The organism is Shewanella sp. FeAMO (assembly GCF_053653955.1).
This window is the reverse complement of the sequence record NZ_CM132201.1, coordinates 309355-322423: the sequence shown is the minus strand read 5'-3', so window position 1 is coordinate 322423 and position 13069 is coordinate 309355. Positions and strand designations below refer to the sequence as shown.

Below are 13069 nucleotides of genomic sequence, written 5' to 3'. Positions count from 1 at the left end.
GGCTTATGGATCTGGGACAGGAAGGCGAGCGTCTGGCTCGCCGCTATCTGGAACAACAGGGCCTGACCTTTGTCGAACAGAATGTGCGCTACAGTTTCGGCGAACTGGACTTGGTAATGAAACAGGGCAGCCAATGGGTGTTTGTTGAGGTAAAATACCGCTCACCAAGCCGATTCGGCGGCGCTTTGCAGTCATTGAGCCAGGCCCAGATAACCCGGCTTCGCAAGGCCGCCAGCCAGTATCTGCAGCAACACAGGATCAATGCCCCCTGTCGCTTCGATCTACTGGCCATTGATGCCGGCAAGGTGCAATGGCTACAGGACGCTTTTTAGTAAGCGCTTAACCCGAAACAAATTTACACTTTAATGCCTGAACAAAGCCCCCGGCCTATGGCATGATAGCAACACTTGATAGTGAAGGACTTATCCATGTTAGAACGTATCAAAGACAGCTTCACCGAGTCGATTCAGACCAAGATTGACGCCGCAGAGGCGCTGCCAGAGTCTATCGCCAAGGCCGCAGAAATGATGGTGCAATGTCTGTTGGGTGGCAATAAGATCCTTGCCTGTGGTAACGGCGGCAGCGCCGGTGATGCCCAGCACTTTTCAGCCGAGCTGTTGAACCGCTACGAAGTGGAACGCCCACCTCTGCCGGCCATAGCTCTGACCACAGACACTTCTACCCTGACGGCCATCGCCAACGACTACAGCTACGACGAAGTGTTCTCCAAACAGATACTGGCACTGGGTCAACCCGGTGACATACTGCTGGCCATTTCCACCAGCGGTAACTCAGGCAACGTCATTAAAGCGATGGAAGCCGCGCTGAGCCGGGATATGACCATAGTAGCGCTCACGGGTAAAGACGGCGGCGCCATGGCCGGATTGCTGAGCACCAATGATGTTGAGATCCGCGTCCCCTCCAATGTCACGGCCCGCATTCAGGAAGTGCACCTGCTGGTTATCCATTGCCTGTGCGACAACATTGACCGCACCCTGTTCCCGCAGGACGAACATCAATGAGACGTCTGCTGCCCCTGTGTCTACTGCTTACCAGTTTGACCGGCTGTGCCGGAGCCGTAATGGTGGGTGCAGTTGGCGGCGCCATGGTGGTTAACGATGAGCGTTCGCTCAAGACCCAGTTGGATGACACCAATGCCGATTTTCGTATCTCCAGTGTACTGGGAGCGGAAGATGATCTGAAGAATCAGACCAATATCACCGGGGTCAGCATGAACGGCAATGTGTTGATGATAGGTCAGGCGCCCAACTCCATGCTCAGGGACAAGGCGATTCGGCTGGTCAAAGAGCTGCAACTGGGTGGCAAGATCCACAATCAGATCCGTATCGGCAACCCAACTTCCTTCACTACCCGCAGCAACGACACCTGGATCACCACCAAGGTCAAGGGTCGGATGCTCAACGACAAGAATCTGGATGTCACCAAGATCAAGGTGATCACAGAGAATGGTGAAGTCTTTCTGCTGGGCCTGGTCGAGCGTGAACAAGCCGACCTGGCGGTAGAAATCGCTCGCAATACCGCTGGAGTACGTAAGGTGATCAAGGTGTTCGACTACGTCACCCCTTAACGCCCTTTATATCGAGTCGAACGAGAGCCGGTCACACCGGCTCTTGTGCTTTCAGCTCGCGGGCTTTCATCAACTTGGCGATGGCGGGCAGGCACAAAGTCGGCAGCACCACCAGGGCAGCCCCTACCCAACTCAAAGTATCCAGCCACTCGTCGAACAGCAGCCAACCGAGGAAGACAATAAAGATAAGCCCGCTGTATTCGGCTACGGCAATTTCACTGGCCTTGGCCCTGCGATAGGCCAGGACACAGAACCAGTTATATGCCAGCAGGAAGGCATTGGATAACAGCGCCACTCCGAGCAGTTGCCAGCTCAGCCCGGCCAGTTGTTGCGACAGCGCCACCAGCAGGATCAGCGGCAAACTCAGCAGGTTGTAACAGAGCAAAGTCAGACTGGCGGCCTCAGTACTGGGCAGCTTGCGCAGGCTCATCTGGTTCAAGGAGAAGGTAAAGGCCGAAACCAGCACAGCAATGCCGGCCAACTCCAACTCGCTGGGCCTGAGGATCAACAAGATACCGGCAAATCCCAGCGCCGCAATCCCCCACTGCAACGGTGTGATCTGTTCTTTCAGGAATAGGGCACCTAGCACCATGATCATCAAAGGCGCCGAATAGAACAGTGAACTGACAGTCGCCAAGGGCAGTGCCATCAGACCAATAATCAAAAAGAGCGCGCCAACAGCTCCTGTGTTGGCACGCCAAAGGTGGATCTTAAAATGAGAAGTCCCCGGGCGACCGGCCTTGAGCCACAGGGGCAGCAACATAAGTACCGCTGTCACCTGGCGCACCAGCAGGAAAGTCGCCGCATTGGCATCATCCGGTAACCACTTGACCGACACGTCATAAAAAGCGCTGAAGAGATTTCCTACGGTCAATAAAATCAAACCGATAGTAACGGTTCTCTGCATCTTGGTTATCCTAAACGACTCTCAATCGGCGGCATCATATCCGGGTTAAAAACCAAACTGAAATGATGTTTTTTGCGTATAAATGAATTAAATTCATACTAAATTTCCGGAAAGAATAGCCGATGCGAAAACTTCCCCCCTTGAGAGCGCTGCAGGTATTCGAGGCAGCTGCACGCCAGAGCCACTTTTCCCGCGCCGCCGAAGAGCTGTGCATCACCCAGAGTGCCGTGTCCCACCAGGTCAGATTACTGGAGGAACACTTTGGGGAGTCCCTGTTCCAACGTCAGGGGCGCAGTCTCAAACTGTCACCCAAGGGAGAGATTCTCTACGGGGAACTGGAGCGAATATTCAACGAGCTGGCTGACCTTGGCCGTTTGTTCGGTGAACCCAATCGCGAGCTGAAACTGGCGGTTTACAGCTCTTTTGCAGTTAAATGGTTGATCCCCAGACTCAGCGACTTTCGCCGCCGTCACCCCGAGGTGCAGATCAGGCTGGAGATGGTGACTCAAGATCCCGAGCTCAGCGACAGCGTGGCCGATCTCTTTATCAGTGGCGGCCTCAAACGACGGGGTTACTGGCAGACGGTGCTGCACAAGGAGCGGCTTATTCCGGTTTGCAGCCCGCAATTGCCCCCCAGAGCCGGGCAGATAACTATCCAGAGTCTGCAGCAGTATCCGCTGTTGACCGTGGATGAAGGCCCGCTGGGGCTGGACTGGAACCGTTGGGCCGAGGCCAACGGTGTGGCTCTGACAGCCAATCACAGGCAGCATATTTTCAGCCATGTGTTGATGGCCATAGAGGCCGCGATTGCCGGTCAAGGCATAGCACTGGCATCAGACTTTATGGTAGAGGATGATATTGCCAGTGGCCGTTTGATTGAGGCCGAACTGCCGGATATGCATACAGGGTTTGAATTCACTTTTTGCTGTAAGGAGCGGCGCCTCAAAGAACCGGCGATAGCGGCCTTTGCCGATTGGCTGATGTTGATGGCAAGCCAGCCGCAACCGCAGTAATTCGTACGCAGCCACAAAAAAGCCGACCTTGTAGGTCGGCTCTCAAGATTGGCTGATTTACACCAGCAAGCCTATCTTCTCATAAACTTTCTTCACTGTGACTTCGGCGCGAGCCTGGGCCTTTTCGGCGCCCTGCTTCATTACCGACTCCAGGAAGGCTCTGTCTTCGCGGAATTCACGGAAGCGTTGTTGCAGCGGCTCCAACATACCGACCACGGCTTCACCGGCGGCCACTTTCAAATGGCCATACATCTTGCCTTCAAACTCGGCTTCCAGTTCGGCTATGCTCTGGCCTGTCACCCCGGACATCAGGCTCAGCAGATTGGACACCCCAGGCTTGCTGTCTATGTCGAAACGCACCACAGGCGGCTCATCGCTGTCGGTCATCGCCTTTTTCAGCTTCTTCATCACCGCCTTGGGATCCTCCAATAGGCCGATGACATTGTTGCGGTTGTCATCGGACTTGGACATCTTCTTGGTGGGATCCTGCAGCGACATCACCTTGGCACCCAGCTCAGGGATAAAAGGCTCGGGCACTGTGAAGGTGTCACCATAAGCGTTGTTGAAGCGGGTGGCGATATCCCGGGTCAATTCCAGATGCTGTTTCTGATCCTGACCGACAGGGATCTCATTGGCCTGGTACAGCAGGATATCGGCCGCCATCAGTACAGGATAACCGAACAGACCCACGTTGATATTGTTGGCGTGTTTTTGTGACTTGTCCTTGAACTGAGTCATGCGGCTCAGCTCGCCCATCTGGGTATAACAGTTCAAAACCCACCCCAGCTGAGTGTGCTGCGGCACCTGTGACTGAATGAACACTGTGCTCTTCTTGGGATCGACACCACAGGCAAGGTACAGCGCCAGAGTATCCAAGCAAGCTTCACGCAAGGCATTGGGATCCTGGCGCACTGTGATGGCATGCAGATCCACCACGCAATAGAGGCAATCATGGCTGTCCTGCATGGCTACCCACTGACGCAGGGCACCCATGTAGTTACCTATGGTCAACTCGCCTGAGGGCTGGGCACCGCTCAATACTATGGGTTTGGGACTGCTCATGAATTTCATTACTCCGATTGCTGTGGCGGCAAATGCGCCAAAATTTGCTCAAAATGATCGCATACGGCATCTGGGCCGCAAAGCCCAATATCTTCACCGTAGTTGTAGCCATAGGTCAAGCCGATTGAGGCAATACCTGCGGCTTTCGCCGCCAGAACGTCGTTGCGGGAATCGCCCACCATCAACATCTGCTGAGGTTGCAACTGCCATTTATCCAGCAGGTGGGTCAGCGGCAAGGGATCCGGCTTCATCTTGGTGAGTGAATCGCCGCCGAGAATTTCACTGAAAAACGACTCAATACCAAAGGCCTGCAATAGGGGCACAGTAAATCGATAAGGCTTGTTGGTGACTACCGCCAGCTTGAAACCTCGTCGCTGCAGGGTGCCAAGCACGGACTCAACCCCGGGATAGAGCTTACTGTAACGCTCGAGGCAGGCCTCATAGTGCCTCATAAATACCGGCATGGCATCGGCCATGACAGAGGCATCCGGCTCATCGCCCAGGCTCGAGGTCAGCGCCCGGCGCATCAACATCTCTGTGCCATTGCCAACCCAGCTGCGAACCTGGTCTTCGCTGCAACCACGCAGTCCCATATCGGCCAAGGTTGCCTGGGTTGCAGCGGCCAAGTCCGGCACACTGTCCACCAGAGTGCCATCCAAATCAAAGGCGATCGCACTGATACTGCTTGCGATCATAACTTACACTCCTGCCAGTTCACTGCGCATCTGGTCGATAACCGCTTTATAGTCCGGTTGGCTAAAGATGGCAGAACCGGCTACAAACATATCGGCACCGGCGGCGGCGATTTCGGCAATATTGTCCACCTTAACCCCACCGTCGACTTCCAAGCGGATATCGCGGCCACTCTCATCGATGCGGCGACGCACTTCGGCCAGTTTGTCCAGTGTCGATGGAATAAATGACTGACCACCAAACCCTGGGTTGACCGACATCAGCAAAATCACATCCAGCTTATCCATCACATAGTCCAGGTAGTGCAGTGGCGTGGCAGGGTTGAAAACCAAACCCGCCTTACAGCCATTGTCGCGGATGAGTTGCACTGTACGATCCACATGCTCGCTGGCCTCTGGATGGAAAGTGATGATAGAAGCCCCCGCCTTGGCAAAGTCAGGCACTATGCGATCGACCGGCTTCACCATCAGGTGCACATCGATATCGGCGGTAATACCATAGTCACGCAACGCCTTGCAGACCATGGGGCCTATGGTCAGGTTAGGTACATAATGGTTGTCCATCACATCGAAGTGAACCACGTCGGCCCCCGCATCCAATACGGCTTTAACATCATCACCCAGGCGGGCAAAATCGGCAGACAGAATGGAAGGAGCAATAAGATATGGGCGCATAGCATTCTCACAGGATGTTTAAGAAGTCGCCTATTTTACCCGCCAAGGCGCTCGGGCTCTATAGCCTGGCGCCCATTTCTGCCGTTGAAAAGCGCCATAAGTTGGAATAAAGTTGTTACTTGGTAAAAAGCTGTTCAATTTATCAACGGCTTTGTTATAATTGACCGATGTCACATTTGGGATTGGAACAGGATGAACCAGAAACCGCAGGTTTTCACACACAGCATCAAGTCAGCAGTCATACTCGCTGTCGCCGCTGGCGTGGTGGGAGCAACTGCCGTTGGTTTCCAAAGCCTGGGTTCTTCCAGCAATAATCTGGCCTGTAGCTGCAGCCAGGAAAATGACTACAATCCCAACCTGCCTTCCAGCCATCCCAATAATCGCTGTGCGACTCAGGAAGATGATCTGAGCTGGAAGAGTTGGCTCAGCGGCAAGAGTCGTTCGGGTCAGTTCCATTTTGTTGACTTGTTGGAGTTGCTGCACGGCCATCAACGTAAACCGGTTGATGATATGGCCCCGGCGAATTCCAATAACGGTTTCTAGATGCTTGGCCGCTACTGGCGTTACCTTTACAGTACGCTGGCAGCCTTCTTCGGCGTGCAGAGTGAGTCCAATCGCGTCAGGGACTTCAGCGCCAATTCCTCACCTCTCCCTTATATCATCACGGGCGTGTTGCTGGCCGCACTACTGGTACTAGGTCTGTTGCTGCTGGTAAATCGAGTACTCGCCTGATTACTTTGGCAAAGATGACTTTCAGTCGTTCTCGTTGTGATAGGTTTCGTCGTACAGAGCCATCAACTCATTCACCTTGGTTCTGGTGCTGCCTTTCTGGCTGATGTTACGTTGAACCTGTATCGCTTCCATTCTCGAGCCGTGATAGAGCTCGCGGGTCAACGGAATATCATGGTTACTGATAAGCACAGGAATGCCACGCTCAATGGCGGTATGACGGGAATGCCTGGCCAGCAGTGCCTGGTCATCCAAAGAGAAGCCGGCACCGACATAAGTGGTAAAACTGGCGGTGGTCGATAAAGGTGCGTATGGCGGATCGCAATAAATCACGTCACCGCTTTTAGCCAGGGCAAACGCCTGCTCGTAGCCAATGCAGCGAAACTCGGCATTTTGTGCCTTGGCAGCAAAACCGCGGATCTCTTTCTCAGGGAAATACGGTTTCTTGTAGGAACCAAAGGGCACATTGAATGAGCCTTTACGGTTATAACGACACAGACCATTAAAGCCGTGGCGGTTGAGATAGAGAAAATAAACTGCCCGCTCGAAGGGGTCACGACTGCGATTGAATTTTTCTCTGACCAGATAGTATTGCTCTTTATCGTTCATCCGCGGTACAAACAGTTCCGCTGCCGCCCCTATGTAGGCTTCCGGACGAGTCTGAATGATAGAGTAAAGATCGATCAGATCGCGATTGATATCGCACAACAGATAGCTCGGATAATCTGTGTTGAGAAACACAGAACCGGCACCGACAAAGGGCTCAACCAAGCGCTCACCCTTGGGCAAGTGCTGAGTCAGGGCATCAACCAGTTTAAATTTACCACCGGCCCACTTAAGAAAGGCTCTTTGTTTTTTCTTCATTAAAATTGATTGGTGCCCGGAAAAACGAAAGTGAGGATTGTACTCCGTTTAAGATGAAATTTCACTGTTACTTAGGCCAGCTTGTAAGCGATAGTGCTGCAGTGATTGCCATGACTTGACCAAGGGTTGAGACAGGCCCAAAGTCTGCTGCAACATTTTACCGGCTTCGATGGCCTCTTGCTTACTGGCATATTCCCCTACCAATACCACCCACCAATCCTTGTGCTTGGCTACCCTGACATTTTCCACTTTTTTCAGCTTGGCCATAAACGCCGTCAGTGACGATTCACGTTTCAGACTCACCAACTGCAAAGTATAACCCTGTGTCGGTAGCACTCCGGCACTGGACTCTTGTTCTAGCTCAGATTTATTCTGAACTTCTTGCGGCTTGGTATCTTGAGAAGCCTTAGCAGCCTCTTTGACCTGCGGCTTTTGGGTAACCGGCGTAGTAACAGGAGCGGTTTGCACATCCAATATTGCCTTGGCGTCACTCAGTAGCTCAGATTCTGACTCTGAGGATCGCGCTGTAACCACTTGAGTCTCTACATGCTGAGCGCTTTTTTGCTCCAAGACCGCCTGCGGCTCTGTTACCTGGCTTTGTACTTGTTCCAGGCTAACGTAAACGGGCGTAGTTGAGAGCGCCTCCTGATCTTGGTCAATATCGAGCCAACGTTCGGCAAATTGGCTTAAGGGACTTGTACTATGCTCCAGCACCAGGGCTGACTTGGGCAATTCAGGCAGAGGCTCGGTCGAGCGCAGCAGATACCAAGAGAGCAGCGCCAGAGAGATAAGCACGGCAAGGCTCGATGTCAGTATGGTCTTCCAAGGGAATACCCTTGGCCTCGGCGGCTCACCATTCAATGCCAGCTCCAGCAATGCCAATACCTCGGCCGGTGTGCCTTGTTGCCTCTCCAACTGCTTGACCACTATGGCCCGTGGCGTGAAAGTGTGCACTGCGCTGCGGGTCAACAGTGTCTGATACAGGCCCTCACGCTCGACGAGAGAAAGCGGCTCAAGCTTAACCGGCAACACCTGTTGTTTCTGTGCTTTGGGCAGTTGAAGCTGTAGCTGCTCGGCAAACTCCGGAGAGACAGAACCGGTCAACGTGATAGGCTCACCTCTGGCCTGCAGCTGAGTCAGCAATAAACACTCGGCCCAAAGCGCCAAGGGCATATTATCGGCATCGTCGATCAGAATGTGGATAGGCTTGCGCATCTCACCCAGATAGCGCAGCAGGGTATCGGCCAGAGGCTGCTCGTCGTCAAACAGGGGATCGGGCAGCAACTGGATCAGCAACTTGCGCCTTATTTCAGCAGCATCGGCATGTTGAGGGCAACTGACCAACGCCAGATTATGCTCATCGAGCACATTGGCCAAGGCGGTCAACAGTCGTGTCTTACCTGCTCCAGCCTGCCCCTGCAACAAAACCAGCTGCTGACCATAACAGGCCAGATGCTGCAGTCTTTGTAACAGTGCCTCTTGCGAGGGCAGGAGAAGTTCTTCGGTTGCCACCATTGTTACCCATTAAGGATCAAGTGCGGCAGATCACCTGTTCGAGTAGGGATTCCGGCACTTGAGCAAAAATACCGGCCTGACCCATGTCTGTGGGCAAAACCAGGCGAATTTGCCCTGCCAAAACTTTCTTGTCACGCCGCATGTGTTTGATAAAACTTTCAAAATCCATGGACTCTGGTGCAGTTACCGGTAAGTCGAATACCTGTAGCAGCACAGTGATGCGACGGAGAATTGACTCGTCAATCAGTTCCATGGCTTTTGCAGTTTGTGCAGCAAGGACCGTGCCAGCGGCAACCGCTTCACCGTGAAGCCAATTGCCATAGCCCATTTCGGCTTCGATAGCATGTCCGAAGGTATGCCCCAGATTCAACAGAGCGCGAACACCCTGCTCTGTCTCATCTTCGGCAACCACTTCGGCTTTTATCTCACAGCAGCGACGTATGGCATAAGCCAGTGCCTCTGGCTGCTGCGATTTGAGTGACTCAACATTGTTTTCGAGCCACAGGAAAAAGTCAGCATCCCAAATGATGCCGTATTTGATCACTTCAGCCATGCCGGCGGCAAATTCACGCACCGGCAGAGTCTTCAGGCACAGGGTATCTATCAGCACAAGTTGTGGCTGATAAAAAGCGCCTATCATGTTCTTGCCCAGCGGGTGATTGACCGCCGTTTTGCCGCCCACAGAGGAATCGACCTGAGACAGGAGCGTAGTGGGGATCTGGATAAAGTCCACGCCCCGCTGATAACAGGCCGCAGCGAAGCCGACCATGTCACCAATGACACCGCCACCGAGAGCCACCAGCACCACATCACGACCGCAGTTGTGCTCAAGCAGAGCCGTAAATACGCTTTCGAGTTGTGCCAGTGTCTTGTACTGCTCACCATCGGGCAGAATATGAGCAAAGACCTGAGCCGCAGGCAGCAGAAGGCGCTGCAAAGACTGCAGATACAGGGGAGCTACTGTGTCATTGGAGACAATGAGGACTTTTTTACCCGAGACACTCGCCGTCAGGCAATCGCTCTGGGCCAACAGACCCTGGCCAATGAAGATAGGATAACTGCGTTCACCTAAATCAACCCGGATCTGTTGCATCTTGCGTCCTAGAAGCCTAATTGTTCAATGATTTGATTGGCCACAACTTTGGCGCTTTGCTCGTCTGTCTTGACGATAACATCGGCGATTTCCTCATAGAGAGGATTACGCACGTCTGCCAGTGCTTCCAACACTTCACGAGGATTATCTACCTGCAGCAAGGGGCGACGCTTGTCGCGCTGGGTACGGGCCACTTGCTTGTCGATAGTGGTTTCCAGATACACCACGATACCGCGGGCAGATAGGAAGTTGCGGATATCTTTGCTTTGAACTGAGCCACCACCTGTGGCCAGAACTATGCCTTGTTTCTCGGTCAGATCGGAAATCACCTGAGCCTCGCGGCGACGGAAACCTTCTTCGCCTTCAACGTCAAATACCCAGGCAATGTCAGCGCCAGTGCGATTTTCAATCTCTTGATCTGAATCGTGGAATTCCAAATGCAGCATTTGTGCCAGATGACGACCTATGGTGCTTTTGCCTGCGCCCATAGGGCCTACCAGAAAAATATTACGTTTTTCAGCCATTTCTTGTACGTCTGAATCTTATGAAAAGTTTGCCGAATGTCGACTTACTATCAAATCGACGGGATTTGTTACCTTGCTCTAATGAGACTTGACCGGGGATTATCTCAGCTTAAGGACATTCAAGGCAAGTAATGCCGACTATTAAAGCCAAATTTCCCGGTGCCCAAACATCAAAGCCAGCGACTGGCACTGGCTTTGATTGAGGTTTTACAGGTTTGGAAAAAACTTAGGTTGACCCCGGCATGCCTTCAATCAGATGCCTTGAATGCCAATTGCTGTGCAAGCCACGCTCTACAAAAGAGAACGCCACGATGACCCATTCACACCTTCCCTAGATTTCTTCGGTCACTATCTTGGGCGTTACGAAGATCAGTAGCTCCTGGCGCTCATTCTTGTCCGAAGTATTGCGGAACAGGAAGCCGACCAAGGGGATATCCCCCAATACAGGAACCTTGCTGACCCGGCTGATCAGGTTCTGTTGATAGATACCACCCAAGACTATGGTTTCACCATTATCCACCAGCACTTGAGTACCTATGCGCTGGGTATCGATGGAGACAGCCTCTCCCAACGGAGTTTGTACTACCTTACCCTGCGAGTCCTGAGTAATTTCCAGATCCAGTATCACGCGGTTGTCCGGGGTGATTTGAGGTGTTACCCGCAGCGACAGTACCGCTTTCTTGAACTGTACAGTTGCCGCCCCACTGGAAGCCGATTCCACGTAAGGGATCTCGACACCCTGCTCAATATAAGCGGCTTTCTGATTCGAAGTGGTAATCCTCGGACTGGCAATGATTTCACCCTTGTTTTCCTGCTCCAGCGCACTCAATTCCAGGTCCAAGACGGTACCGTCAGCCAATTTGGCCACATGAAAAGCTATGCTGGTAGCATTGCTTGGTGCTGCCGGCAGATTCACATTGAGACGATCGCCAATTGATGGAATGGTGCCGTTGGCTATGTCCTGAGCACCTTCCAGGCTACCCGATGTGCCCTTATTGCCCTGCTGATCTGTAATTCCCCAACGGATACCCAGGTCTTCCGAAACATCATCTTTAACCGTGACCATTCGGCTTTCAATCAGCACCTGACGAATAGGCACGTCCAATACTTCAATCAACTTATGCACATTTTCCAGAATATCGGCCGTGTCTTTAACCAACAGAGTATTGGTTCTTTCGTCCACGGCAACAGTGCCACGCTTGGACAACAGGCTGGAGCCTTCTCCCTTCAGCAGGTTGGCAATATCATTGGCCTTGGCGTAATTCACCTGCAGATACTCTGAGTAAAGCGGTGCCAACTCTTCAGAAACCTTTTTCTTGTTCTTGAGTTGGTTTTCTTCACGAATGGCCAGCTCTTCCGCCGGCGCCACCATCAGGATATTACCCTCGATTCGCTTATCCAGCCCCTTGGTTTGCAGGATAAGATCCAACGCCTGATCCCAAGGGACATCGTCCAGTCTCAGGGTGATGCTGCCGTCGACAGTATCACTGGTCACCAGATTGAAATCATTGTAATCGGCGATAATCTGCAGCACGGTTCTGACGGAAATATTCTGGAAGTTAAGTGACAGAGTCTTACCTGAGTATTTCTTCTCTTCTTCCAGTTGAACTTCACGCTCGACCTTGTTCATCGCCAAGGTGAACATATTGCCATCTTGCTTGTAGTTATATTCGTAGTCACCTTTGATATCGATTAGCACCCGGGTAGTCAGCTCTTCTTTGAAGGTCTCAAAGCTCTTCACCGGAGTGGCAAAGTCCTGCACATCCATGACATATAGCATGTCAGATGGAATATCTGTGTTATACAACTTCAGCTCCAGCCTGGAGCCAACTTGCTCCACATTGGCGGCAACCGATGAATTACGCAGCTCAACCAGCAATTCTCCGCCATTGTCACCCAAGCGGCGGAAATCAATATTCTTTATGCTATTGACGAAAGGACTACTGGCCTTGCTCTGGGGATCCATGACCTCATCATTGACAGTCAAACGATAAACGTTGTCTACCGCTTTACCCTGATAAGGTTTCACTTTTTTCAGTGCCAGAACCAGTCGTAAATTATCGCCGTCCTGCATGCTGGACAGCTGCTCGACACCGGCAGTATTAATAGGGATCTGTGCTTTCTCCAGCGCCGAAATACTGTCGCTGAAGTCCAATTGGATACTGGCTGGATCGGCACTCAAATTGATTTCCGGCTCAGATATCGGCTTGTCAAACACCAACTCCAGCTCCAGTTGATGATCCACAATGGCGTGGTACTTTACATCCACCAGCTTGTTGGCAGCACCAGCGTAGGGACTGAGCCCCAGGACGAGCAGGCTGCCCAGGATAAACTGCATCCATTTGGCTGCATTCTTCGGGGTGATATTCGCGGCAGAAGATTCCATTATTCCCTCATCCTTCGCTTG

General features: G+C 52.5%; 15 protein-coding genes. 6 read left to right on the top strand and 9 right to left on the bottom strand.

Features of this window, described 5'->3' with window-relative positions; translation table 11 throughout:
• Window positions 1-5 precede the first annotated feature (5 nt).
• The 3 genes from ACWAU4_RS01570 to ACWAU4_RS01560 all read left to right on the top strand — a co-directional run bounded on the left by ACWAU4_RS01570 (window position 6) and on the right by ACWAU4_RS01560 (window position 1588).
• The gene (locus tag ACWAU4_RS01570; protein WP_025889313.1) at window positions 6-332 is read left to right on the top strand and encodes a YraN family protein; all 327 of its coding nucleotides are present in this window, start codon (window positions 6-8) and stop codon (window positions 330-332) included.
• A gap of 96 nt (window positions 333-428) precedes the next feature.
• Window positions 429-1022 (top strand): phosphoheptose isomerase, encoded by a 594-nt coding sequence (locus ACWAU4_RS01565; RefSeq protein WP_028780981.1) that lies wholly within the window; start codon window positions 429-431, stop codon window positions 1020-1022.
• Complete coding sequence (locus ACWAU4_RS01560) at window positions 1019-1588, top strand: BON domain-containing protein (RefSeq protein ID WP_025011605.1); 570 nt, start codon at window positions 1019-1021, stop codon at window positions 1586-1588. Before ACWAU4_RS01565 ends, ACWAU4_RS01560 begins: the two co-directional genes overlap by 4 nt.
• Before the next feature lie 31 nt (window positions 1589-1619).
• Here ACWAU4_RS01560 and ACWAU4_RS01555 read toward each other — a convergent pair whose 3' ends face one another.
• Entirely contained in the window at window positions 1620-2495 is an 876-nt protein-coding gene (locus ACWAU4_RS01555) for an EamA family transporter (protein WP_045283592.1), read from the bottom strand.
• 122 nt (window positions 2496-2617) lie between these two features.
• On the opposite strand from ACWAU4_RS01555, the gene ACWAU4_RS01550 reads away from it, so the two are divergent.
• Window positions 2618-3508, top strand: a complete 891-nt coding sequence (locus ACWAU4_RS01550; protein WP_045283591.1) for a LysR substrate-binding domain-containing protein — start codon at window positions 2618-2620, stop codon at window positions 3506-3508.
• Between the two features lie 57 nt (window positions 3509-3565).
• Here ACWAU4_RS01550 and trpS read toward each other — a convergent pair whose 3' ends face one another.
• The 3 genes from trpS to rpe are packed head-to-tail and all read right to left on the bottom strand — an operon-like array spanning window position 3566 to window position 5937.
• The gene (gene trpS / locus ACWAU4_RS01545) at window positions 3566-4570 is read right to left on the bottom strand and encodes a tryptophan--tRNA ligase (protein ID WP_208169139.1); all 1005 of its coding nucleotides are present in this window, start codon (window positions 4568-4570) and stop codon (window positions 3566-3568) included.
• Between the two features lie 8 nt (window positions 4571-4578).
• Window positions 4579-5265, bottom strand: a complete 687-nt coding sequence (locus ACWAU4_RS01540; RefSeq protein WP_045283590.1) for a phosphoglycolate phosphatase — start codon at window positions 5263-5265, stop codon at window positions 4579-4581.
• Between the two features lie 3 nt (window positions 5266-5268).
• Window positions 5269-5937, bottom strand: coding sequence for a ribulose-phosphate 3-epimerase (gene rpe, locus ACWAU4_RS01535; RefSeq protein WP_025011600.1), 669 nt, complete (start codon window positions 5935-5937; stop codon window positions 5269-5271).
• Between the two features lie 192 nt (window positions 5938-6129).
• Here rpe and ACWAU4_RS01530 point away from each other — a divergent pair, with 192 nt between their 5' ends.
• On the top strand, window positions 6130-6480 hold the full coding sequence (locus tag ACWAU4_RS01530; protein ID WP_025011599.1) for a hypothetical protein: 351 nt from the start codon (window positions 6130-6132) through the stop codon (window positions 6478-6480).
• The gene (locus tag ACWAU4_RS01525; RefSeq protein WP_025011598.1) at window positions 6481-6669 is read left to right on the top strand and encodes a DUF2970 domain-containing protein; all 189 of its coding nucleotides are present in this window, start codon (window positions 6481-6483) and stop codon (window positions 6667-6669) included.
• A 21-nt stretch (window positions 6670-6690) separates the two neighbouring features.
• Here ACWAU4_RS01525 and ACWAU4_RS01520 read toward each other — a convergent pair whose 3' ends face one another.
• The 5 genes from ACWAU4_RS01520 to pilQ all read right to left on the bottom strand — a co-directional run bounded on the left by ACWAU4_RS01520 (window position 6691) and on the right by pilQ (window position 13048).
• A complete protein-coding gene (locus ACWAU4_RS01520) occupies window positions 6691-7530 on the bottom strand; it encodes a Dam family site-specific DNA-(adenine-N6)-methyltransferase (protein WP_071237680.1) in 840 nt (279 codons plus the stop codon).
• Between the two features lie 48 nt (window positions 7531-7578).
• On the bottom strand, window positions 7579-9045 hold the full coding sequence (locus tag ACWAU4_RS01515) for an AAA family ATPase (protein ID WP_454290417.1): 1467 nt from the start codon (window positions 9043-9045) through the stop codon (window positions 7579-7581).
• Between the two features lie 16 nt (window positions 9046-9061).
• Window positions 9062-10138: a 3-dehydroquinate synthase gene (gene aroB / locus ACWAU4_RS01510; RefSeq protein ID WP_418074849.1), complete on the bottom strand. Its 1077-nt coding sequence runs from the start codon at window positions 10136-10138 to the stop codon at window positions 9062-9064.
• Window positions 10139-10146: 8 nt separating this feature from the next.
• A complete protein-coding gene (aroK, locus tag ACWAU4_RS01505; protein ID WP_025011596.1) occupies window positions 10147-10662 on the bottom strand; it encodes a shikimate kinase AroK in 516 nt (171 codons plus the stop codon).
• A 331-nt stretch (window positions 10663-10993) separates the two neighbouring features.
• Window positions 10994-13048, bottom strand: coding sequence for a type IV pilus secretin PilQ family protein (gene pilQ / locus ACWAU4_RS01500; RefSeq protein ID WP_144128708.1), 2055 nt, complete (start codon window positions 13046-13048; stop codon window positions 10994-10996).
• Window positions 13049-13069: the final 21 nt, after the last annotated feature.